Genomic DNA, 23,841 nt, shown 5'->3' with positions numbered 1-23,841 from the left:
GGGTATTGAAATATTAAAATGGCAAGAGAGATGAAAAGTACTGATCTTAACCTCATCCCCATATTTGTCGCTGTATATGAAGAGCAGAGTCTGTCAAAGGCGGCGGTTCGTATGGATGTTAGCCAGCCAGCTGTGAGTAAGGGGTTAAAGCGTCTGCGGGAGATTTATGATGATCCCCTGTTTCATCGCAATGCTAATGGCGTGGAACCAACCGCTTTTGCCAGTGATATTTATCCGGCATTGGCGGCATCTCTGAAGAATTTCAGTTCTACGTTATCAGCTTCAAGGGAGTTTGATCCAAAAACATCAAGGCGGATATTTTCGATTGCCTGTGTATCGGTTGCTAGCTTCAGTATTATCCCCGTTTTGGTCGAGCAAATTCGCCTGGAAGCACCGAACATCGCACTGGAAATTCACCCGTTGTTTACCGAGGATATGGAGGCAGACCTACGTTTGCAACGTTATGACTTGGTGATAGATTTACCACCACGAGGTCGCAGCCTGCTCAAATCGCAGGTTTTGTATTCGGAAGAATTGAGTGTGGTGTGTTGCAAACATCACCCTCGTTTGACGGACTCGGTCACCATCGAGCAGTTCCTTGCCGAGGATCACGTCGTCGTTGCCCGATGGCATGCCCGTGGCAGCTTATTAAATGCCGAAGATATTCCGGAGCTTGATCAGCGTAATATTGTTGTTCGAGCACCGGGAGCGGTGGAAATGCTGCCAATTATTGCCGGTTCAGACATCATTGGTATGTTGCCAAAGTCCACTATTGAATCTTTTTCGGAGTTTTATGCGATCAAGGCTTTGCCGATGCCGTTTGGCCAGGATCTTTATGATCTTTGTGCGATATGGCACCCAAGTCGTACGACAGAAACCAGTCACCGCTGGTTGAGGCAGCTGTTGTTTAAAGTGGTAAAAGAAAATTTCCTCTAGCTTATCGATATAACCGTAGCCTGCTTCCTTCGGATATTGGTTAAGTTAGGTGTGGTCCAGTAATCCATAAATGTTTTGCCTGAAACTCAAAGAGCCTACTGTTTTAGTAGGCTCTTTATGTATGCGCTGCAGCCTGATCAGTGGTTAGAATTGATTTCTTTCAAGACTTTACCCGTAGCCCCGCTTGGCTGGGTAATGCCCAGCACATTCGACAGAGTTGGGGCAATATCATAAGGGGTTATTTCACGAGACACCTTTTGGGCGTCTATCTGGTAACCGGCAAAAATGACCGGTACATGGGTATCGTATCGCCAAGGTGAGCCGTGAGTTGAAGCAATGGTCAATCCGTCCATATCATTGATATAGGTACGTGGGGTAAATACCAGGTAAATATCACCGGAGCGCTGTGGGTGAAAGTTGTTTTTTACCAGTTGCATCAAGCGAGTATTGGGTAGGTTATTTTGCATGACGTCTGTACTTGTAACTGCTTGCTCTATTCCTTTGATCTTTGTTATTTCCTCAGCAACTACCCTCTGGACAGCTTCAAGAGAAGCGCCCTTGGCCTTAATAACCTCATGGTTGAGGTAAACATAAGGCTGTGAGTACAAGCGCACCGCGTTTTCATCCAGGCCAAACTCCTTGTTTAATCGGCTGACAAGCTGCTCGTTGATTAAGGCATCCTGGTTGAAGTACTTAGCTGTTTTGTAACCTAGCGCATTTACCGTCGGTGCAGCTTCCGGCACTCCATGATCGGCGGACAGGACGATTAAGGTATTATCCAGCCCGACCTGCTTTTCGACATCGGCCAGCAAGTTTGCAAGCGTGCGGTCTAGGCGGATTAAGTTATCCTCCGTTTCCAGGCTCGATGGCCCGTACATATGGATGACATAATCATTGGAGGAAAAGCTCACGGCGAGGTAGTCGGTAAAGTCACCTTGGCCAAGTTTCTCTTGCTCCATAAGGGCTGCGGCAAAATCCGCAGTAAGCTCATCACCTGCCGGGCTTAAGGTCAGCATGGTGCTGTAATACTGGAAGCTCGAAGGGCCGTAAGGATGGGGGAAAGTACGTTTAAAGCCAGCAAGGTCAACCTTGTGCTCTTGAGGGCCTTCCTTAAGGGTGTACTTATCCCTTTCAAGGCTGAGTTCCCATTTTTGCTTGCTATAGCGGGCAGGATAGCCTTCGGTATTCCAAGCTGTCACCCATTCAGGGTATTCATCAAAATAATAATTACTGGTGACAAACTCGGATTGGGCCTTAGAGAACCAGAAGGCCTTGCCTGAGTGGCCTGCCAGCGATATGGCACCGCGGTCTTTAACGGAGACCGAGAAGATTTTCGATTCACCGTTGCTGGCAACCGCCAGCTCATCGCTGAAGGTAGTTGATAGGATAGGGACAGGTGATCGGCCATCAAGTTTCGCGGTTTTTTGAGTGGGGTCGATCTCTGTGGATTGGTTAACCCCTGCACCCTGTGTCAACATGGTGTAGTCGCCGTCTTCAACGTTGTAAACCAAACGCTCTTTTTGGCGATCGTACCAAACGTTACCCACCATGCCGTGTACACTAGGCGGCGCTCCGGTAGCCAGTGATACGTGGCCAACAATGGTTTCAGTGTTGCCATGCTGGTAATGAGCATTGGTGTAATAGGTGCCTTCATCCATGAGATAACGAAAGCCCTTATCGCCAAAGTTGTGTTTATAGCGGTCCAGCAAATCACCGCGTAGGCCATCGACAGTGATCTGAAGTACCAGTTTTGGCGCTGGCGGAGGTGCGGCGACGGCATTTACGCTGATTAAACTTAAGCTAAGACATAACAGGCGAGGTACTGTTGCTATCTTCATTGATAGAAGCTCCATTCTGGTGAAATCGAACACTTGAAGTGTAGAAGAGAAAACAATGGGCCTGACATCCAGGGCCATTAATTTAGGGGACTATTTGGTGTCGCGCACTAGCCGTAACCCCATGTCGGCCATAATGATGTTTTGGCTGGCAAAATCTCGCCGGTAACTTTCAGACAGGGTTTCGTCATAGGCAAAGCTGCCACCGCGAACAGACTTGTGCGCAAGGCCGATTTTGGAGTCTTGTGCATTATTCGGATTATCGGTTGGGCCGTAGCGATAGAAGCCTTCGTCGTAGGCATCGATGACAAACTCCCCAACGTTACCTGTCATATCATAGAGGCCAAGTTCGTTAGGTTTTTTTTGGCCGACCGGGTGGGCGCGGTTGTTGGCATTTTCGGAATACCAAGCAACGTCATCAATATTGTCAGAGCCGCTGTAAATAAAACCTTGACTCTTGTTTCCACCTTTGGCGGCATACTCCCATTCGGCTTCTGTAGGCAGGCGGTAGTTGGCTCCGGTCAGGCTATTTAGCTGTTCGATAAAGTAATTGGCTTGCTGCCAGCTTAGATTGTTGACCGGCACGTCGGGATCGCTGAAATAACTCATCGAAGAGCCCATTACACTTTCAAATAACGACTGCGTGACTTCGAACTTTGAGATGTAGAAGCTATCGACCGAAACGGTTCTTGCCGGCGTTTCGGCCCTGCTAGCTTCTGGTAAGTTCGACCCCATTTTGAATGTCCCGCCCTCGACCAACACCATGTCCGCTTCTATTTGCTGCATCACAGGGTGGGGCGGAGAGGCAAACAGTTCATTGTTGACCCAAGACGTAGCAGCTATCAAGATGAGTCCGGATAGGGTGAAACATGCAACTCGCTTAAATGTTGCTGATGGCATAAGAGGCCTCCGTGAATCAACAAGCAGATCATTGAATTTAGAGGTCTATTGTAAGCAAAATTCCCATTCCTAAAGGTTATATGCTGTATAACTCGATATTGAGTTAAGTTGTTGAATTTAATAATTAATTATTGGTGTTGATTTGTGGGTTCTAACATTACTTCCTGAAAATTGATTATAAGGCGGACTTTATTCCATCATTGACTTTTTTAACTGTCATATCTTTGAACTGTAAAAGTTGCAGTTTCATGTCTAATTCTTTGGCTTCAGCCATGCCCTTTACAATCCAATTTGTAATGGAATTGCTGAATTTATCATTAAATTTTATTTTGAAACTACAAGAGTAATTTGCCACTATAGCCTTGGACTTAATAACAAATATTGAGTCGTTAGGGTAGGTGAAGTCAACGCTGACGGAGACTGTAACATTAATTAAAGAGCTACTAATGATATACCCCTCCTTATCTTGCATTAAAACATATGGTTCCTTACATCCAAGGTTAACCATCATAGCTATCGCTTGTTCAGTTTTCATTTTTCATCTCTGTTTATTGTGTTTGAAAAATCTTCATGTGCTTCTTTAAATTGAGTGATAAGCCAAGTCATTATGCACTCTTGGCCGTTAAAGAAAATTCGGCTATTTTCGTTACTTTGCGGTTTATATATTTCCACGCAAGTTAACCGGGGACAGATATCATTTATATTTATGATTAACTGATGGTTTGACATTACACCATGAACACAAACCCCATTTGTAGAACCGCGAATTTTAATAATCTCAATGTTGAACTTTTTAGCAATCCTAATGATTTGGTTTAATTCTATTATCTGTTTCTTGTTGCTTTCCATGTTTTACTTAATGTTTTTTAATGATTAGTTGTGAGGTTTAGTGCTTCTTCTAAGCTGATTTCATTTATTACTCGATTGATTCTTATATCCATTAATACTATGTTTTTGATATTGATATCAATCCAATTTGAAAGATTTAATGATTTTTCATCACTATACTTAAGATTAAAAGCATTAAACTCATAAACACTACTGTTTATACATTTGATTGTAATCATCGATTTGATTGCTTCAATTCGATTAATTAAAATGTTAATTTTCACATTGGTTAACCTACCAGTAACCGAAAACTCCTCAATATTTTCAAACATGCATTTAGTATCAGTGATGCCAAGCTTAGTAAGCTTGGCAATGATCACTTGGTTTTGCATATACAACGCTTGAACTGAAATCATTATATTGTACCTAAATTACTAGTATTTTTTCCTTCTGCCACTGTCAATCCAGAGGTTTTTTATAAACAACATTTCCTTGTATGGCCCTTTCTTCGGCTCAAAAGGTAAGCTTATGTTCGCAGGATAATTTGCATCGTATTGCGAGCTAACAATAGTTTTCAACGACAAAACTCCACAGTTATCAATAGCTCTTTTCAGAGTGGCATGAGTCTTGACCGCTAAAACATCTTTAGTGTCATAAATCATATGTTTAACTAAGCAATATTTTTAACCTGTATAACCAATGCGCAACAAGTATATATATCGGGTTGGACAATGCGACAAAGTGAGCATGAAAGTGCGTAGATCAAAGCAAATCTAGTAATCGGATAAGTGCTATTATGACAGACTTCACAAATGACTAAAAATCCATACGTTGAAATCATTTATGTGGGTTTTTTCATACATGCAATATGTCGCAACGTTTGAAGGGTGGGGCTGGATCTGTGGATCTATGGCATACCTTTTGTGCTTTGAACGTCATTTGGCGATGAATGGTGGCTCATTTTCACTGAGTGTTTATGCCTGTTGCCTTCATTTTTCTTGTTTTCTTAATGTGTTGAAATTGATAAGAGCGCATCTGTCATCATCAAATTGAAGCTCTGCCGGTTTTCGTGTTGAGCCTTGCTTAACTATCTTGATGGTATTATCAATCTTCTGTTGGTTTTAAGTTGTTGTTTTTTAGGGATGGCGAGGCTTTATCCGCAATAACTAATGGTTATAAGGGGTATAACGAGCATCTGTGTGTGGCACGTTTTATGATTAGCTTACTGAATTGTTCATAAGTAGGTGGAATATGCTGATTACTCAGGGCCCGCAATACAACGGCAAGGCATCGAAGCGATTGCACGTGATGGCAAAACCCATTGGTGCCGCGTGCAATATTGATTGCACCTATTGCTATTACCTGAGTAAGCAGGACTTACTTGAATATAAGAAGGGGTGCTCACCGCAAATGGATGAGGACACCTTGGAAACCTACATACGGCAATACATCGAAGGCCAGAACACACCTGAGATCATTTTCTCATGGCAGGGCGGTGAGCCGACGATGCTCGGTGTCGACTATTTTCGAAAGATTGTCGAGTTGCAAAAAAAATACCAGCCACAAGGCATCGTTATCTCCAATGATCTGCAAACCAATGGCACTTTACTCAATGATGAGTGGTGTGAGTTTCTGGCACAGAACAATTTTTTGGTAGGGCTGAGTATTGATGGCCCAGAAATGCTTCATAATGCCTACCGTACTAACCGGGCTGGACGCGGAACCTTCAAGCAGGTAATGGCGGCGGTAGAGCTGCTTCATAAGCACAGGGTGAAATTTGCCACGCTGACCTGTATTAACAATCTGACCAGCAAGAATCCGCTCGAGGTGTATCGTTTTTTGCGAGACGAAGTACGTTCACCCCAGATCCAATTTATCCCTATTGTTGAACAGAAGACGTTCCGAACCACTGCGCCCCAGAAATGGAAACCGCAAGAGCAGCTTCGCCAGGGAGATAAAAGATTAAATCCATGGCACAAAAACGCTGTCGTGGAGCCATGGTGTGTATCGGCCGAAGGGTGGGGTGATTTTCTTATCGCTGTGTTTGACGAATGGGTGCAGCACGATATTGGCAACGTCTTTGTGCAGTATTTTGAAGCCTGTGTTGAAACCTGGATGGGGCGGAAAAATCCACTTTGTACCTTGGGGGAGATCTGCGGTAAAGGGTTGGCGATGGAGCCAAACGGCGATGTATTTACCTGTGACCATTATGTGTACCCTGATTACCGGGTCGGCAATATTCATCATCAGAAACTAGATGAGATGGCGTACTCCGAAGCGCAGCAGAAGTTTGGCTTTGCTAAATCACGCACCCTTACCAGCCAGTGCCAGCAGTGTGACTATCAGTTTGCGTGTTATGGCGAATGTCCAAAAAACCGGTTTATCCGTACCAAAGACGGAGAGCCGGGGCTGAACTATCTGTGTGCAGGTTGGAAAAAGTTTTTCTCGCATGCGGACAAAGCGTTGTCCTTGGTGTTGCGTGCAACGGGTAACCCTGTTGCCCACGGTAAATTTTCGGATGCTGTGCTGAAAAACGCTATGCCTAAAACGGCGTTACGTCAGCCGTTTTTTCCAACCCGATTCTAGTGTGAGGTAAAGACGATGAAAAACACAGTGATTGCTATGCTTTTGGGGACGTCATTAGCCTTGCCGTCGTTTACCGGAGCAGCAGCCTTGCAGAGCACTCCTCAATTGAGTCGTGATACTGGTATGGCTAACCAGTCATCTAGCCAACAACAGCAAGCAACACAGATTCAACAGTGGGTGATGATCGCGCAAGATCATCGTCAAGATGATGGAAAGCGAGCCGATGCATTGAGGCAGTTGGCCCGATTCCCTAACCAAAACAGCCTGGTTGCAGTGGCGCGAGGCCTCCAAGATGAAAACCCTCGAGTGCGCGAAGCTGCGGTAATAGGGGCTGAGCCGTATCAGTTTGCTCACCGTTGGCGCATGCTTTCGCCATTGCTCCAAGATGTTGATCAGCAGGTACGCTTGACCGCGACCACCAACCTTATTCGCAGTTATGGGGAGATGAACGCTGAGCAGCAAGCGCTGATGGACCCAGCCGCCGCCGAGTTAATCAATTACCTCAGGCAGACACCCGATCAACCGACCCAGTTGCTATTGGCCGATATATATCGCTGGCATCAGCAATTTGATGAAGCGCATCAAATCTACTCTGCGCTGCAAAAAAGCGAACAGCAAACCGCGCAAATATGGCTGGGGTTGGCGGATAACTTCCGAGCCCAAGGGGATGACCAACGAGCTAATAAGGTTCTAAAAAAGGCGCAGCAAGTATTTCCGGACGAAGCGAACCTGTTCTATTCACAGGCCTTGACTTTGGTGAGGCTTAATAAAAAGGCACAGGCGGCTGAGGCAATGAAGAAAGCAACGGAGCTTGCGCCGGAGAATAGTTACTTTTGGTACTTAAATGGTGTGCTGCAAGAAGCAGTCAATGTCGATGAGGCAACAGCATCATTTGAAAAAGCCTATGAAATCTCAGGGGCGCCCGAGCAATTGTATGCCGTGTGTGATATTTACGTGCGGTATAACCATCTCAATGCTGATGCATGCCTGGACTCTCTGGGTGAAGTTGCCCCCGCTTTTGTTATAGACGAACTAAAATCTAAACGGGGCTAATAAGCCCTATTGACAATTAAAAATAATAAAGAGGGAGCAAATGCGACCATTAAAATCAGCACTGGCAGTGATGTCGGTATTGTCTTTACCTGTTCATGCGAGTGGTATTTTCCTTCAAGAAGCAGTTACAGCGAATGCGGGAACAGCGGGAGCGGGAGATGGTGTCTATACCGGATCGGCGGCGGCGATGTGGGTAAACCCTGCGACAATGAGCGGGATGGGGGAAAGTTTAACTACATTCAATCTGCTCGGCTTTGATCTCGAAATGAAATATCGCGACAGCGGTGATAATGGTGATGGCAAAGCGCACTCGGTACTGCCATCCGCTGGTGCATTTCATGCCCGTCAGCTAACAGATGATATTCATATCGGTTTTGCCCTTGGTGCGGTTGGCGGTTCTAGCCTGTCTTATGGGACGGAGTGGGCGGGTGCGGCAGCGTTGGATGAAATTACCTTGACCGCAATGCAAATCAACCCGGCAATTAGCTATCAAATCAACCCGCAATGGTCGGTTGGGGCGGGCGTGCAGCTAAGTTGGGCCTCGCTAGAGCAGTCAACAAGCCTGCTCGATATTGATAAAGATACCGACTGGGCGTTCGGGGCCAATTTTGGTGTGATGTACCAGCATGATGAGCGCTTGGCAATCGGCGCGAGTTACCGAACTAAATTGGAACATGAATTTGGTACCCGCGTATCGGGGCCCTTAAATGGCCCAGTTATCAGCAGCCTGCGTACGGATATTACCGTGCCGGCTATTGCCGATATCAGTGCCAGTTATGCGGTTAACCCGAAGTTAGATCTACTGGCATCGGTGCAGTGGCACCAGTGGAGTGAGTGGGATAATACGGTGATGGAGTTTGGCTTCGTCACAGACAGAACGAAAACAGTAACAATTGATCGCGATTGGGATGATGTGTGGAAATTTGCACTGGGGGCCGATTATCAGTTCAATAGCCAGTGGCGACTTAAAGCGGGCTTCTCCTACGAGACATCACCACAAGATGAGCCAACCAAGCAGTGGGTAGATGTTCCGGTCGGCGAGCAATACCGTTATTCGGTCGGTGCAGCAACCAAGTGGAATGATGTCACTATTGATATGTTCTACGAGTACACTGACTTAGGTGACGTTGACATCGACCGACAGTTCCAAAACCCTGTGCTTAATGACATAACGGGTACGTTTGATGGCCGTATTCACTTTTTGGGGGTAAGCTTCACGTATTAAATGACGTGAGTTAACGCATTAAAAAAGCCAAATCTTTATGATTTGGCTTTGTTTTTTTTTGCATTACGCGCTAATGCTTTGCTTCTGACACTTTTTAGGTGCTGTTGCACTAAAAACTTAACTCGTTGGGAATCGTTCATCACTTATCTAAAAGGTTGAAAATTTAAAAGGATTATATAAGTGATTATTGTGGAATTGATGATATCCGAAATTCCCATAAGAATAGTCTATTTAGTTAGTAGCCTTCGAAGGTTTCAATAATGGGCACTAGCAGTTTTGTAAGCCATTGAATCTTTTCAGATTGACGGCGAGAGGCTTTGGTAATGATTGCGACGGTAAGATCTAAGTCATGCTCAAAGCTTTGCTCTCTGTCTGGGGCATAGCGCAGGGTATAGTGCTGATCCATCAGTTGAGTAGTAAGAATATGGTTGTCAGTGTATATTTTCGGCTCAATGGCTGGGTCTATCATCTCATAGCGGTTAACAAACTCATTGACGCCCGATATAACGTATTTTATGTAATCTCCATTCTTGTTTCCTTCAAAATAAGCACAGCCTCTGAAAAGTGGTTTTTGATGTAGTGTTTGTGCTTTATTACTTAAGAGATGTATCCCGATGTCTACAACTTCTTGTTGTATCATTGTTTCGCTAAGTGCATTCCACTGACGAATATCAATGACTGCATCGCATTCTTTGCGAATGGCATCAATGATATCTTTACCAATGGTAATGAGGTAGGGTTCGACAATATGTAAAGTAATTTTATCGATAAATTTGGGGTTAAACTCCTCAGGCTCAAGGGCTTGGTTGACTTGCTCTAAAGCAGCACGAAGCTTCGGCTCAACACTTACTGCATAGGAAGTCGGGGTCAACCCTTCCGCACTTCGAACAAAAAGCGGGTCATCCAATTCTTCACGTAGCTGAGCGAGCACTTTGGACACATAAGACTGAGAGCGCCCCAATTTTTGAGCGGCCCGGGTCGTAGAGCAAGTCTGCATTAGCGCAAGAAACACATGGAGCGTATTTAAATCATTCATAATCCAATAATATCTATTATTCCATAAATGAATTATCTACCAATATTTGGTGAAATGAAAGAAGATTGATGTACAGCTTGGTTGGAATAACGGTAATTCCAAATATAATTATGAGTAAGTTATAATCACGCCGTCATTCGCAAAAGAGAGACTGTCTTTTCTATCTCGAGATAGAGCTCTGAGTGACAGCAAATAAGAACCAATATGCTAGGGATTTGCCTTTATGTTTATGATGTAAAGGCTTTTTTTATTTATGTTTTACGGAAAATATGAAGCTAGAACAACATATAAAGAAACATAATGGAAAGTCAATCTTTCAGGTCATTATTGCTGTCATATCTATATCAGTGATTTTGTCACAAGTGACTGAACTCTGGTTGGATGAGAGTATTATTATTGATAACGAAATTGAAAAAGAGCATGTAAAACAGTTACTTCTTTTAGCTATTCCGTTTGTTGGTATCGGTTTGCTTGTTGCTGGCCGATTTTTTGGACAGGCTGCTATCTATCAGAAAATGGCGATCTTGGTCATTGTGAGTATTGTTGCTACCATACACACTTTATCCATATCCATGTTTTCAGATATTTCAATAATTAGTTTGATACTGATAACCTTGGTAGCAAAATTATTGATTTTTTCACCAGCTTTTTCATTGTTGGTTTATGCAAGTTATGTTTTTCAAGCTAATATAATGGTTGTTGTTTTTCATTCTGATATTGTTTTATATTCTAACTATTATTTTTCATTGTCTGCAACGTACCTCTGGCTAAACTATTTATCCATCAATAATTATAAGTGCTTTGTTAATGACTATTTGTATGAACAGAAGAAAAAAACATTGATGGCAAGAGCAGTACTTTTAAATAGGGAAATAGAAGCTAAAAATATCATGCTCAATTACCATGCTTATATTGACGAGGTAACCGGCTTATACAACAGAAGGTATCTGCAAGAGAGAATGACCTTGCTAAACCAAGACCGCCAATCATGCCAGCTTGGTGTATTACTTATCGATATTGACCATTTCAAACAGGTTAATGATGTTTATGGCCATGCCATAGGGGATACCTACCTGAAGCAAGTATCTCAGGCCCTACGGACTGTCTTCAAACGGCATTCGGATGTGATTGCCCGCTATGGTGGTGAAGAAATCGTTGTGCTTTTGACGGGTCCGATGGAGTCGGGGCTGGACATCTTAGCCAGCCAAGCTTGTGAGGCTGTGAGACAATTAGGTTTGCAGCATCCTCGCCAAGCGACTTTGAGTATCAGTGCAGGGGGTGTATACATAGAGGTACCCACCGAGCCAGTTAAGGCTTATCTCGATATCGCAGATAACTGTATGTATAAAGTGAAGTCCCGTGGGCGGGATGGGTATTACATCGAGTCGATAACAAAGTGATTGGTTAATTAAAGGCCCAGAGAGATGAGGAGAACTCATCAATTTCGACATTTCTGATAAGTGGCCTTTTATATCTCTTCAAGAAGCGTTTAAGTTTGCTACTTTGTGTTTCTCACCGCGACTAAGCGTCAACTAGTACCGATTTTGTTTGCTCAAGTACAAGTTCTCTAAACCATTGATGTGCAGGGCTATTTAAGGTCCTCTTATGCTCAATTAAGTAAATGGAAAAGTTTAACTCTAGGCTGTCTTTCGTCAATGTTAAAGGTATGAGTTCATTACTCACTTTAGCAAGTAAGTTAGAAGATACTAATATCGTCGGGGTTTGTTTCATTACCTTAATGAGGGAATTAAGTTGACCACTTTTAAATGCGATATCTCTATAGAGGCCATGGCTTTCTAAGTATTGATCTACTGGGTTGTGGCTCGCAGATATTGAGCGGATATCCAACGTGAGGTCCACAAACCGATAACCAAGGCACTCCTCAAGTGTAACAGCCTCTTGACTGGCCAAAGGATGATGCCTACAAACATAAAATGTTGGATGGATTTTGCCTATCTCAGTACAAATGAAATCCACTTTGTTGATTGGTTTTTCTATGTGAAGAGTAAAGTCAATGGTTCTCTCGACTAACTGCTGAGTCGGGTTCCTGGTAGTGGGGAACTCGACCAGGCTCGCTTTAGGTGCTTGGTTGAAAAGTGCTACGCCGAGTTTTCCACATATCAACTCGCTCATTAGAGGAGGGGCTGAGACAGCAAAAGTATGTTTGCAGCTTTTAGGGCTGAAACTGCAGGAATCTACAATGTTTTTTATATTGAATAGAGCCTCATTGAGCGCAGCTTCGAGCTCCAATGCCTTTTGAGTAGGCACTAGGCCACTAGGTTCTCTATAAAAGAGAGGGTCATGAAAGATATCTCTTAGTTTACCTAAGATTCGACTCATGGCTGACTGAGAGAGATAGAGGGCGGAAGCGGCCCGGGTTACGTTCCTCTCTTTTAATAGAACACTTAAAGATACCAGAAGGTTAAGATCAATACGTGATAACTCTTGTTCGATAGTTTTCATATTATCCTTAGAAAATGTTCATTTTAAGCAAGCCAATACAGATGTTTTTGAATTATAGGATAGCTTCTTTATTTAAGGTAGGCTTGGGTTCAAAGTCTTTGAACAGAGGAGGTTATTTTAATTATTAATACCTTTAGCTTAATATTCTTGATTGACGATAAAATAATAAAGGCCACGTTGAGTGGCCTTTATTATTTTATTGTTTTTCTTTTACGAATGGTAAGATTCGGTAGCCGTCTTTTACCTTTTGGCTAGGGATGTAATGACGGAATGCTAAGTTAAACTCACCGGACTTATTTTGAGTTTCTAAGTTATTTGGTGCACCAGAACCACAACCAAAGCTTACCGTGTAGGTGCCATCTGTATTGCGATCCGCAGTATTTGAGCTGATATTGGCCACATCATTGAACATGAAGCCTTGTTTGTTGTAAACAGTTACAGACCAAAAAGCTTGGTCTTGAGGATCTTCAAACGTTGCTTGATAACACTTGTTGGCTGGGTAGTTACCTGATACTTCGTAAATGTTATCAACTATTTGTGCACCACCCCAACCAACAGCGGCACCAACAGCATATTTCTCCTTAGTGAAGAGCTCTTTTGACGCATCATTTGGCGCGGTAAACATTCCTACTAATGCTGTTGCTCCGTCACGTTTGAAAATGGCAGGCATCTGGGCTTTCAATGCATTTTCCGTCTGCTCAAAAGATGCTTTGTTGACCTGTTCTGCCGTGAACACCTTGTTTGACTGAGCCGTAATGACCATTTTGTCTTGTATTGCGTGAGCTTCAGATTTTGTAAAGGTTGAGTCAAGACGGACAATAATGTAGAGGTGATCGCCTTTTGTCGTGTTGAGCTCAAATGTACCTGCACCATATTTCATTGGCAGAATGCGGTGATCTTCCGTGACACCTTGAATAGACATGTATTTCCCTTTTGGGATTTCTGGCAGAGTAACTGTTGCGCCCTCTGATACATCTATTACTGCCAAGGAGTAATAAGTGTCTCTATTCATTCGCACCACATCCTGTTCATCCAGTGGTGTTAGCTCACGCTTATGGCGAAAATTGTTTACCCCAACAACTTCTTGGTTTTTAACAAACTGACGAGCGGACTCAAGGGTAGGGTAGTTTTCTGATGTTGCGATAACGCCATCTTGGTTGAAGTAATCACTCAAGGTACTTACTTCCGCAGACAGTGTTGGAAGTGATAAAAGGCTGAGTCCAGCCGCGACGGCAATTGCTATCTTTTTCATTTTTATTCCTAAAAATTATTGGATTTAAAAGGGGCTAAATAACACGATATCAATGATATTTTAGTTTTTAACTTTGTTGAAGCGATTAATGCTGATAATTGATATGACTAATTTGCATAGAGATTAATGTAAGTTTCATTGACTGTCTGATGATTATTGGATGATACTTATTCTATCTATTTAACTTTTTCTTAGATATATGGTTTATTTTAAATAGTAAGTGTTTATGTTTTATTTGTCATGAAGTTTATTATTGGTGGTAGATTAGTTTGAATACATCATTAAATAAAATGCTCTTTATTAAGGAGCAGTTAACGAAATCAGTGATTGGTCAAGAAAATATGGTAGACACCTTATTAATTGCTTTGCTGACGAATGGTAATGTTTTACTTGAGGGCTTACCTGGTACTGCCAAGACACGCTCTATAAAAGCGCTATCTAAGATCTTGGATGTTAGTTTGGGGCGCGTGCAATTTACACCTGACCTTTTGCCGTCAGATGTAACAGGTACTGAGGTATATCAAGATGTTGATGGTAAACCGACGCTGACGTTTCAAGCAGGCCCTGTATTCAACAATTTATTGCTGGCAGATGAAATCAACCGTTCCCCGGCCAAAGTTCAAGCCGCCTTACTAGAAGCTATGGAAGAACGACAAGTGACGGTAGCGGGTAAAACCTACCGACTACCAGAACCATTCATGGTGCTTGCAACACAGAACCCGGTAGAGCAAGAGGGGACGTATCCTTTGCCAGAAGCTCAGATGGACCGCTTCATCATGAAAATTAATCTCGATTATCCCGATTTTATGGCAGAAGAGCGGATCATCAAGATGGTTCGAGAAGAGGAGGAACCTCAAGGTAATGAGATTCAACCTATTGACCCTCGGTGTATTTTTGACGCTAGAAAACAGATACGCGAGATTCACTGCAGCGACGCTGTATTGAAATACATCGTCGCCATCATTGTTGCTACTCGAGAGCCTGAGAATTACAGCGAATCTGAATTGGCGAACTGGATTGCTGTCGGTTCTAGTCCCCGTGCAACTATCGCATTAGATAAATGTGCCCGCGCTATGGCCTGGCTTAAAGGGAAGCAGTTTGTCGATCCTGATGATGTTCGAACAGTCGCTCACAGTGTGTTACGACACCGGCTCATCCTCTCATACGATGCATTGGCAGAAGGTATCAGCCCTGACCGCGTCATTGATGAAATTCTTACACAAGTTGCAGTGGCATAAGGGCAGTGGGCATGACGTTACGTTCTTTTGTAAGAGCCTCGGCAACAAAGCCGTCCGAACCAGATCCCAATATCTATACATCGCTCAAATCACTACAAAGCATGAAGTTTAAAGCAACAGGTTTTGACTTTCTTCCTCACCAACCGATTAACAGTTTATTGGCAGGACGCCATATGTCGAAGTTAAGAGGGAGGGGGTTGAACTTTGAAGAGATGCGCCATTATCGAATTGGTGACGATATTCGAACGATGGACTGGAAAGTGACGATGCGAACGGGTAAGCCGCATGTAAAGATATTTTCTGAGGAGCGCGAACGGAACGTATTTCTGCTTGTTGACCAAAGAAGCAATATGTTTTTTGGCAGCACCCATAAAATGAAGTCGGTGATTGCAGCTGAGTTGGCGGCACTTATTGCTTGGAAAGCTGTAGGCTCAACCGACAGAGTGGGGGCGATTGTGTATAACGACTCCGGAGCCGTTCCCATTGCGCCGCAACGCAGCGCGAATCATGTGCTTAAGATTCTCAACCAGATAGTGACCATGAATCACAAGCTGAGAGTGGGGGCGGCTAATGACTCACAACAAGGCTCTTTTGCAAAGTTATTCCACCAAGCGAAGCGATTGGTCAAGCATGATAGTTTGGTGATTTTTGTGACTGACGGATACGGCTACAACACGCACAGTGAAGAGCAGTTCAAAGTACTTTGTCAGCACAACGATGTTGTGTTTTGCCATGTATCCGATCCGCTTGAGCACCAAATGGCTGAGCTAGGAAAGGCGGTGTTCAGCGACGGTCACAACCAAATCGTGTTATCGGGGCGAGACCTCGAGTTAAGAGCCGAGTTTGCGCGAGATGTCACCCGCGCGATCGAGCAGTTCACCGATACAGCACGTAAGTATCGAATTCCCGTTTTGAAATTAAATACTGTTGTGCCTGCAGATTACCAACTCAGAAAAGCACTCAGTGCTTGCCGACAAGCTTAAAGATTGGGGAGGGTATGTTGTATGACTATATCGACATCACTTGAGACAATTTTGCCACTCGGAACGAACCCTTTGCTCAGTAATCTAGCAGAGGCAGGGGGGCCTGAGCGGATTTCTTGGCTGCCTAATGCGCCCGGTTGGTTCGTGTTATTGGCTATTTTACTTTTCTGGATTGCGTTTCGAGTCTATCTGCGAGTCAAGCGATACATTGCCAACGCATATCGACGTGCTGCATTACATGAACTTCAGCAGTTACAGCATATGGATGTAGGTCTTAGTCGGTTACCCCAGTTACTTAAACGGACTGCGCTTTATGCATTTCCTCGTCAAGAGGTGGCACCATTGATTGGCCAAGACTGGGAGAAGTGGCTAGATGCCCATTGTCCTGACAGTCAATTCTCCACTCGATACTCGGGGATGCTCGCCACGCTAGCTTATAACCGTGCTGAGTCTAACTCCGAGCTGCAATGGCAGGAATGCTTCAAAGCAGTCCGTCATTGGATCCAACATCATGAGGTGAAGCGTGATTGAGTTTGATGCGCCTTGGGCGTTTGTGTTGATTGTGTTGCCTTACTTCGTATATCGTTTCGTCTCTCCTTACAAAGAGCAAAAAAGTGCCTTGCAAGTCCCGTTTTTTGAACGGCTGTTATCAATCTCCGGTGAAGAAGCGTCGGAAGCCGCAAGCCTTTTGCAACGTCGTAAAGTGCAGTGGATCTTAGTTATCGTAAGCTATCTCGCTCTGGTTGTAGCGCTTGCTAAACCAATGTGGCTCGGGGATCCCGTCGAGCAAAAGAAATCAGCCAGAGAAATTATGGTGGCGCTTGACCTTTCTGGTTCAATGTCTGAGAGAGACTTTACCGATAAGCAGGGCCATAAACACGATCGACTAACGGTTGCAAAACAAGTGTTGGGTGAGTTTGCTGCTCGTCGTCAACACGATCGTTTAGGCCTCATTCTCTTTGCCGATGCGCCTTACGTGCAGGCCCCTTTTACCGAAGATATTGCGACTTGGCAATCCTTGCTCACTCAGGTGCAGTTGGGGTACGCGGGGTTTCAAACGGCATTTGGTGATGCCATTGGGTTATCAATCTCGCTTTTTGAGCAAGAGCAGAGCAAGCAGCGTGTAATGATTCTATTGACGGATGGCGACGACACCAGCTCTAAAATGCCCCCCTTAAAGGCTGCGGAAATTGCAGCCAAATATGGTGTGAAAATTTATGCGATCGCAATCGGAGACCCAAGTACCGAGGGACGTTACAAAATGGATCTGCCAACACTAGAGAAAGTGGCAGCAATTACAGGGGGCCAAATGTATCACGCCATGAATCGCTCTGAGCTGGAGCAAGCCTATTTAGCCATCGAGCAGTTGGAACAGAAGGAGTTTGAAGTTTTGACCCATCGGCCTAAGTACAGTCTGCACCACTGGATATTTGGTTTTAGCCTCGTGACACAATTAGTCGCGCTTATGCTCATTATGCTGGTACGTCTTACCAAGGGTAAGCGTCGTCAAATGAACATGCACACTATCCAGAAGCATGCACAAAAAGAGGAGAGATAGAGTGAGTGATCTATTTATTTTCTTTGATGGTGGAGAGCTATCTCAATTTCACTTTTTGCGGCCATGGTGGTTGTTAGCGTTTTTACCGATGCTAGGCCTGTATTACGTCTTAAAAAAACAAGACGATGTCATGTCTCAATGGCAACGGGTTATGTCTAAAAATGTGATTGAACATCTTACCGTAAAACGAAGTGGGCATGGCGTGATTACCCCTAATCGGCTCTTTGTGTTGTTTTCAGTCTTAGCGACATTCGTGATGGCAGGACCGTCTTGGCAGCAGCAAGTGTCTCCATTTTACGAGGACAATGCAGGGCTGGTCATTGCCTTGGATGTGTCAGCCAGTATGAATGCCACTGATATTGAGCCCACACGTTTAGAGCGAGCGAAGCAAAAGATATCCCAATTAATTCAATTGCGAGGAGACGCTAAAACCGGCTTGGTTGTTTTTGGGGGTAGTGCGCATGTTGCAATGCCTATGACGAAAGACAGCGAGTTAATACGTTACTTTTTGGATGTATTAGATGAGAACTTGCTTCCTATTAAAGAGAGCAATCCTGAAGTGGTAATCCCGCCGGTTGTGAAAATGCTGAAACAAGCGAAAGCACCCTCTACGGTACTTCTAGTGACAGATAAAACAAATACGTTAGCCATTGAAAAGATGAAATCCGAGTTCAAAGAACTCAATCACCAAGTTGTGGTCTGGGCGATGAGAGAGAGCGGCCAGAGTGGTGGTTTAAAGCAATCTGCTAGTGTTCCGAAGGAGAGCCAGACGCAACTGAATAATCTATCGATGTTAGCCGAGGCAGGGCATGGCAAGTTAGTTACGTTCATGCGTAATAGTGCCGATGTCGAGCAAGTACAAAGTCTGATTAAAAATAATCTATTTGCCGTCAACGATACTGAGCAACCCTGGCTTGATGCTGGCTATTTATTGCTTTTTATGTTGTTGCCAGTGCAGTTGATGTGGTTTAGGCGTGGTTGGACATTGCAATGGTAAAGGAAGTGACTTTGATTAGGCGAAATCAAACCTACGTTGATGCAGAGAACCACACTTATGGTCTAGTGGGCAGTTTGACCTCGACGTTTTCTGTAGTACTAATGAAGCTAATAAAAAATAGGCTTAAACTGATGACTTTGCTTGTCCTTTCATTGCCTGTTTGGTATTGGCAGTCGTCAACCACTTTTTATCAGGCGTGGTTTTCTAAAGATCAGCAGGCGGCTCTCTATTTTGAACAGGGTGAATTTAAACAAGCGGCACAGCTGTTTGAGGAGCCTCAATGGAAAGCGTATAGCACCTATTTATCTGGCGATTTTGTAACTGCAATCGAGCTTTTAGGTGCATTAGATAATGACAAGGCTCAGTTTGCTCTTGCGAATGCTTATGCTCACTCCATGCAGTTTGATCAAGCATTGACTATATATGAATTTATGAAGAACAAACCTGAGTTTGAATCTATTGCGACCAACAATATTACAGTGATTCAGATGGCCATAGAGAAAATAAAAAATTCGCCGCCTGAAAAACAGGGCAACGAAAAAGTGTTGGATGATCGCCAAATCGTGAATGACAACGATCAGGAAGGGGAAAGTAATAGCGTCGTTGTTTCTGATCAGTTATGGCTGAAACAAGTACGCCAAAACCCATCAAAATTCTTAAGGCAAAAGTTTCAGCAGGAGTACGCGAGTGAGCATCTTTAATCAGAATGTTTTTTGTGCGTTGAACCGTTTTAGGTTTAGTTGTTGGCTTAGAGTCTACGGTATATTTCTGCTCTCCGCTTTTTGGTGTGCACCAAGTTTGGCTAACCAAGCGCAGTATACAATGTTTGACTTAATTGCCGATGAGCAAGTACGAGTAAATGTCTTACTTCGCACAGATAAAAGTGTCGTACCAAAGGAGCGTATACCGATTGAGGTTAAGGTTGAAAGTCAATTTCCCATCATAGAAGACATGAAGTTGCCTTATTTGGATATTCCGGGGGCTGTGGTAGTCAATGAAGAGCCAATAGTTACCCGCTCTCAATATCAGCATGATGGCAAGACATGGTACACCCAAACTTCAACGCTATCGGTGTACGCAATGCATGCAGGAGCGTTCAGCTTAACCAGTTTTTCCTTGCCGCTATCAGTGAAAGTTCATAACGGCGATATAATAAGGGGAAGAATTGAAAGTCGTCCCGTAGAATTTTATGTCGAGAGTTTTGGCCAGTATGAATCTTTAATGCAACACGGGGTTGTCTCAGATGAGGCTGAACTCTCTCTCATGATTGAAAAGGGTGATGGGAAACCGTTAGAAGAAGGCGGTTTTGAAATTGGTCAAGCTGTCACTCTGACTTATCGATTATCAGTAGAAAACTCGCACAGTATGTTATTGCCACAGTTTGAGATTGAGGACCCGAAAGGTGTTGAAGTATACAGAAAGCCAGCAGAGAAAGAGGACATTCTGAGCCCACTCACGCATGAGAACACAGCCGTACTTACTCAATCATTCACCTATGTTTTTCAGCATGAAGGGACAGTTAAGGTACCCGAACAGACGTTGAGCTGGTGGAATTCCAATACGCTGAAAGTGGAAACACTCAAAACGTCAGCGCACTACTTTCAGGTTGGGGAGGTGAGTGTAGCCGATAAGGCAAAGGCAAAAATTATTCAGTGGTTTGATTCGCACTATCATCAAACCAAATGGTTGAATGAATATCGCGAGTATCTTGCGGCTGGAACGCTTATTTTAAGCTTTCTCTCATTCTTATTCTTCGCGAATCAACGTAGAGCACGTAGCTATCGGGGTGAAAGAGGGAAGCCTGAAAGTAAAGAGCTCAAGCAAACCTTTTTAGACCAGTGTGACCGTGCAGCTTACCCAGAAGCGGTGCAAACGTTATATGAAATAGCCTCACGTTTAGGGGGCTCACGATCGTCGCTGAGTCATGTTTTGGATAACGAGAGTCGTCAAGTTTGGGAAAGGTTGTTAGAAATGGCTTTTAATAATCAAGCATTGTATGTTGTCTCAATAAAAGAGGCTCAGCAATTACTGAATGCACTTGTTATCAGTGTTGAAAAAAAGCCATCTAAATTTATGTTTAATTGGGATTTGAACCGGGATAAGTAATTGGTTAATAAAAAGCCCTGAACAATCAGGGCTTTTTATTATTAGAAACGATAACGGCTAAGAATCGATGTGGTTAGTAATGCCAAGGGAATTTGCTGAAGTCTTGGTCACGTTTTTCCAAGAATGCATCTCGGCCTTCCTGTGCTTCATCGGTGCCGTATGCTAGGCGGGTCGCTTCACCAGCGAATAGCTGTTGGCCGACCAAACCATCATCCGGCAGGTTGAAGCCGTATTTCAGCATGCGCATTGCGGTAGGCGACTTGCTGTTGATCTCTTTCGCCCAGCGCAGAGCTTCTTCTTCCAGCTCGAAGTGGTCAACGACTTTGTTCACCATGCCCATTTCATAAGCTTCTTGAGCGCTGTAGTTAAAACCACAGAAGAAAATTTCACGGGCGCGTTTCTGGCCGATCATTTTAGCCAGGTAGGCAGAGCCGTAGCCAGAGTCGAATGAAGCAACATCTGGGTCAGTTTGCTTGAAAATAGCATGCTCTTTTGACGCCAGGGTCAGATCACAAACCACATGCAGGCTATGGCCACCACCGACGGCCCAGCCCGGCACGACAGCAATAACCACTTTTGGCATAAAGCGGATCAGGCGCTGGACTTCAAGAATGTGCAGGCGACCCATGCGGGCTACATCAGCCTTGCCGGCTTCTTCGCCTTCGTATTTGTAACCGTCTTTGCCGCGGATGCGCTGATCACCGCCCGAAGAAAATGACCATTGGCCTTTTTCAGAAGGACCGTTACCGGTGATGAAGACACAGCCTACATCAGACCATTGGCGAGCATGGTCAAGTGCCGTGTATAGCTCGTCTACGGTTTTAGGTCGGAAGGCGTTTAGGCAGTCTGGACGGTTGAAAGCAACACGGACAGTACCTTGGTCTTTTGCACGGTGATAAGTGATATCTTCAAAATCGAACCCTGGAACTTCTTCCCAAAGTTCTGGATTAAAAATCTCTTTGCGAGTCATGATGACGATTGCCTCATTGGAAACGATGATGTAAGGCTAGGGAGTTACAGCCAAATGTCAATGGTTTATGAAAGATTGTGACTAGAAGGCGAGGGTTTTGGGTGAGGTGGGGTATTTATCCAGCAACTGTGTGTGGATTTGCTTCTTACTGGCCCGCTAGCCACCAACAATACGGGTACGGTTGGTGGCTTAGCCAATTATTTAAAGCGACAAGAATTATAACTTAACGAGCATCTTGCCTTTGTTTTTGCCTTCGAACAGACCGATAAAAGCACGCGGTGCCTGTTCGATACCCTCGAACACGGTCTCTTCCCATTTGACTTTACCTTCGGCGATCCACTGGCCCATTTGGTTGGCATACTCGCCGTAGTGCGCCCAGTGATCAAACACGATGAAGCCCTGCATCTTGAGCTTCTTGATGATCAGCATTGACAGATTACTCGGTCCGGGCTGTGGCTCGGTAGCATTGTATTGCGAAATCAGACCACACACAGCAATGCGGCCATAATCGTTCATATTGTTAAGGGCTGCTTCTAGGTGCTCGCCACCGACATTCTCAAAGTAAACATCAATCCCCTGAGGAGCGGCTTCAGCGAGGGCTTCAGTCAGGTTGGTTGCCTCTTTGTAGTTGATGACCGCATCGACGCCCAGTGAACGCAGATACTCGGCTTTCTCCTGTGAACCAACAGAGCCAATCACGGTACAGCCATGCATTTTGGCAATTTGGCAGGCGATGCTGCCCACAGCCCCCGATGCTGCAGAGATAAATACGGTGTCAGACGGCTGCAAGTCGGCAATACGGAACAACCCGGTCCAGGCCGTCATACCCGGCATCCCCATGATGCCGAGAAAGCTCTGATCTGGCAGGGTGGTTTCAGGTAACCGGGTCAAGCCAGTGCCGTCGCTGATGTAATGGGTACGCCAGCCCAGCATGCTGCTAACCTTGCTGCCAACGGGAAAATCCGGGTGGTTAGACTGGATAACCTCACCAATCGCTCCGCCTTCTAGAGCTTCGCCGATCTGGAAAGGCGGCACGTAGCTTTTGCGGTCGATCATGCGGCCTCGCATGTAAGGGTCGACCGACATCCAGGTATTCATCACCAAGATTTCACCATCTTTAGGCTCAGGCAGATGGATTGTTTGTAGGGTAAAGTTGTCTGCTGTCGGTGTGCCTGCTGGACGGGAGGCAAGGTGGATCTGCTGGCTGTTCATTCTCAATCCTTATCAGTTCGTTTTGATACTGTTTACTGCCGGAATATGATTACTGTCGAAATACTTATTGCGATAAATGTTAGCGCGCAAACTATTTGTCTAATAACTTAATGGTAGATTTCTGAACTTGCAATAGGTTTGCGAAAAAATAATTTGCGCGCAATGTATTTTGTTCTTCGTTGATTCTGCTATTATCGCAACTGAAATGATAAATGCAGATGAATAGACTCGGATTTTAGTATGGCCCAGAAGCTTTCTGACAATGTGTGTTTTGCCTTGTATACCGCGTCGAATGCGCTGGTAAGGGCCTATCGTCCTTTGCTTGACGAATTTGATTTGACCTACCCGCAGTACATTGTGATGCAGTCGCTTTGGTATAGCGATGGGGTCAGCCTAAAAGAAGTCTCCAACAGTACGCAATTGGACTCGGGGACACTCACGCCCATTGTTAAGCGCCTAGAGGCGAAAGCCTTGTTGACTCGAAAGGTGTCTGCCCAAGATGAGAGAAAGAAAGTCATTTCCCTTACCGATAAGGGATTACTGTTGCGTGATAAGGCGAAAGATCTGAAATCGCAATTGGAAGCGAAATCAAGCATGCAGCCAGAAGATGTTGAGATGCTGCGAAAACTCTGCCTGGAGTTGGCAGACAAGCTTAGCTAGTTA

At 44.5% G+C, this 23,841-nt stretch carries 22 protein-coding genes and 1 pseudogene; 13 read left to right on the top strand and 10 right to left on the bottom strand.

Annotated features, from left to right (window positions below):
* Positions 1–30: 30 nt before the first annotated feature.
* The gene (locus PTW35_RS09665) at positions 31–936 is read left to right on the top strand and encodes a LysR family transcriptional regulator (RefSeq protein WP_044624504.1); all 906 of its coding nucleotides are present in this window, start codon (positions 31–33) and stop codon (positions 934–936) included.
* A 137-nt stretch (positions 937–1,073) separates the two neighbouring features.
* Here PTW35_RS09665 and PTW35_RS09660 read toward each other — a convergent pair whose 3' ends face one another.
* The 5 genes and pseudogenes from PTW35_RS09660 to PTW35_RS09640 form a co-directional block, all read right to left on the bottom strand.
* A complete protein-coding gene (locus tag PTW35_RS09660; protein ID WP_281024800.1) occupies positions 1,074–2,774 on the bottom strand; it encodes an alkaline phosphatase family protein in 1,701 nt (566 codons plus the stop codon).
* Between the two features lie 90 nt (positions 2,775–2,864).
* Positions 2,865–3,572: pseudogene (locus PTW35_RS09655) on the bottom strand (SUMF1/EgtB/PvdO family nonheme iron enzyme); the annotation flags it as partial.
* Between the two features lie 274 nt (positions 3,573–3,846).
* A complete protein-coding gene (locus tag PTW35_RS09650; protein ID WP_281024799.1) occupies positions 3,847–4,206 on the bottom strand; it encodes a hypothetical protein in 360 nt (119 codons plus the stop codon).
* Positions 4,203–4,520: a hypothetical protein gene (locus PTW35_RS09645; RefSeq protein WP_281024798.1), complete on the bottom strand. Its 318-nt coding sequence runs from the start codon at positions 4,518–4,520 to the stop codon at positions 4,203–4,205. Before PTW35_RS09645 ends, PTW35_RS09650 begins: the two co-directional genes overlap by 4 nt.
* 17 nt (positions 4,521–4,537) lie before the next feature.
* Positions 4,538–4,915, bottom strand: coding sequence for a hypothetical protein (locus PTW35_RS09640; protein WP_281024797.1), 378 nt, complete (start codon positions 4,913–4,915; stop codon positions 4,538–4,540).
* 835 nt (positions 4,916–5,750) lie between these two features.
* Here PTW35_RS09640 and PTW35_RS09635 point away from each other — a divergent pair.
* Genes PTW35_RS09635 through PTW35_RS09625 form a run of 3 tightly spaced genes read left to right on the top strand, consistent with a single transcriptional unit; the run spans position 5,751 to position 9,363 of the window.
* The gene (locus PTW35_RS09635; RefSeq protein WP_281024796.1) at positions 5,751–7,085 is read left to right on the top strand and encodes an anaerobic sulfatase maturase; all 1,335 of its coding nucleotides are present in this window, start codon (positions 5,751–5,753) and stop codon (positions 7,083–7,085) included.
* A gap of 15 nt (positions 7,086–7,100) precedes the next feature.
* Positions 7,101–8,138, top strand: coding sequence for a tetratricopeptide repeat protein (locus PTW35_RS09630; protein WP_281024795.1), 1,038 nt, complete (start codon positions 7,101–7,103; stop codon positions 8,136–8,138).
* Between the two features lie 40 nt (positions 8,139–8,178).
* Positions 8,179–9,363, top strand: coding sequence for an outer membrane protein transport protein (locus PTW35_RS09625; protein WP_281024794.1), 1,185 nt, complete (start codon positions 8,179–8,181; stop codon positions 9,361–9,363).
* A 235-nt stretch (positions 9,364–9,598) separates the two neighbouring features.
* Here PTW35_RS09625 and PTW35_RS09620 read toward each other — a convergent pair whose 3' ends face one another.
* Positions 9,599–10,399 (bottom strand): LysR family transcriptional regulator, encoded by an 801-nt coding sequence (locus PTW35_RS09620; protein ID WP_039464099.1) that lies wholly within the window; start codon positions 10,397–10,399, stop codon positions 9,599–9,601.
* A gap of 269 nt (positions 10,400–10,668) precedes the next feature.
* On the opposite strand from PTW35_RS09620, the gene PTW35_RS09615 reads away from it, so the two are divergent.
* Positions 10,669–11,799 carry a diguanylate cyclase gene (locus tag PTW35_RS09615; RefSeq protein ID WP_281024793.1) on the top strand — a complete coding sequence of 377 codons (1,131 nt, stop codon included), beginning with the start codon at positions 10,669–10,671 and terminating at the stop codon, positions 11,797–11,799.
* 121 nt (positions 11,800–11,920) lie between these two features.
* On the opposite strand, the gene PTW35_RS09610 is transcribed toward PTW35_RS09615, so the two are convergent.
* Positions 11,921–12,862, bottom strand: a complete 942-nt coding sequence (locus PTW35_RS09610; RefSeq protein WP_281024792.1) for a LysR family transcriptional regulator — start codon at positions 12,860–12,862, stop codon at positions 11,921–11,923.
* A gap of 196 nt (positions 12,863–13,058) precedes the next feature.
* The gene (locus PTW35_RS09605) at positions 13,059–14,114 is read right to left on the bottom strand and encodes a DUF1214 domain-containing protein (RefSeq protein ID WP_281024791.1); all 1,056 of its coding nucleotides are present in this window, start codon (positions 14,112–14,114) and stop codon (positions 13,059–13,061) included.
* A gap of 290 nt (positions 14,115–14,404) precedes the next feature.
* On the opposite strand from PTW35_RS09605, the gene PTW35_RS09600 reads away from it, so the two are divergent.
* From PTW35_RS09600 to PTW35_RS09570, 7 genes are read left to right on the top strand one after another with little or no spacing between them, the layout of a single operon-like run.
* The gene (locus tag PTW35_RS09600) at positions 14,405–15,352 is read left to right on the top strand and encodes a MoxR family ATPase (protein ID WP_281027478.1); all 948 of its coding nucleotides are present in this window, start codon (positions 14,405–14,407) and stop codon (positions 15,350–15,352) included.
* Positions 15,353–15,363: 11 nt separating this feature from the next.
* Positions 15,364–16,335 carry a DUF58 domain-containing protein gene (locus PTW35_RS09595; protein WP_281024790.1) on the top strand — a complete coding sequence of 324 codons (972 nt, stop codon included), beginning with the start codon at positions 15,364–15,366 and terminating at the stop codon, positions 16,333–16,335.
* A 21-nt stretch (positions 16,336–16,356) separates the two neighbouring features.
* Entirely contained in the window at positions 16,357–16,866 is a 510-nt protein-coding gene (locus PTW35_RS09590) for a DUF4381 domain-containing protein (RefSeq protein WP_281024789.1), read from the top strand.
* Positions 16,859–17,893, top strand: coding sequence for a VWA domain-containing protein (locus tag PTW35_RS09585; RefSeq protein ID WP_281024788.1), 1,035 nt, complete (start codon positions 16,859–16,861; stop codon positions 17,891–17,893). The genes PTW35_RS09590 and PTW35_RS09585 overlap by 8 nt, the downstream gene beginning before the upstream one ends.
* Position 17,894: 1 nt before the next feature.
* The gene (locus PTW35_RS09580) at positions 17,895–18,890 is read left to right on the top strand and encodes a VWA domain-containing protein (protein WP_281024787.1); all 996 of its coding nucleotides are present in this window, start codon (positions 17,895–17,897) and stop codon (positions 18,888–18,890) included.
* Complete coding sequence (locus PTW35_RS09575; RefSeq protein WP_281024786.1) at positions 18,884–19,591, top strand: hypothetical protein; 708 nt, start codon at positions 18,884–18,886, stop codon at positions 19,589–19,591. The genes PTW35_RS09580 and PTW35_RS09575 overlap by 7 nt, the downstream gene beginning before the upstream one ends.
* The gene (locus tag PTW35_RS09570) at positions 19,578–20,996 is read left to right on the top strand and encodes a hypothetical protein (protein ID WP_281024785.1); all 1,419 of its coding nucleotides are present in this window, start codon (positions 19,578–19,580) and stop codon (positions 20,994–20,996) included. Before PTW35_RS09575 ends, PTW35_RS09570 begins: the two co-directional genes overlap by 14 nt.
* 73 nt (positions 20,997–21,069) lie before the next feature.
* Here PTW35_RS09570 and PTW35_RS09565 read toward each other — a convergent pair whose 3' ends face one another.
* Together PTW35_RS09565 and PTW35_RS09560 are read right to left on the bottom strand one after the other, a co-directional pair.
* Positions 21,070–21,966, bottom strand: coding sequence for a 1,4-dihydroxy-2-naphthoyl-CoA synthase (locus PTW35_RS09565; RefSeq protein WP_039464104.1), 897 nt, complete (start codon positions 21,964–21,966; stop codon positions 21,070–21,072).
* Between the two features lie 216 nt (positions 21,967–22,182).
* On the bottom strand, positions 22,183–23,178 hold the full coding sequence (locus PTW35_RS09560) for an NADP-dependent oxidoreductase (protein ID WP_281024784.1): 996 nt from the start codon (positions 23,176–23,178) through the stop codon (positions 22,183–22,185).
* A gap of 240 nt (positions 23,179–23,418) precedes the next feature.
* Between PTW35_RS09560 and PTW35_RS09555 the strand changes: the two genes are divergently transcribed.
* Positions 23,419–23,838: a MarR family transcriptional regulator gene (locus tag PTW35_RS09555; RefSeq protein ID WP_044623416.1), complete on the top strand. Its 420-nt coding sequence runs from the start codon at positions 23,419–23,421 to the stop codon at positions 23,836–23,838.
* Positions 23,839–23,841 lie beyond the last annotated feature (3 nt).

The sequence above is a fragment of the Photobacterium sp. DA100 genome (assembly GCF_029223585.1).
In the GTDB taxonomy this organism is placed as follows: Bacteria; Pseudomonadota; Gammaproteobacteria; order Enterobacterales; family Vibrionaceae; genus Photobacterium.
This window is presented reverse-complemented; position numbering and strand designations above follow the sequence as displayed.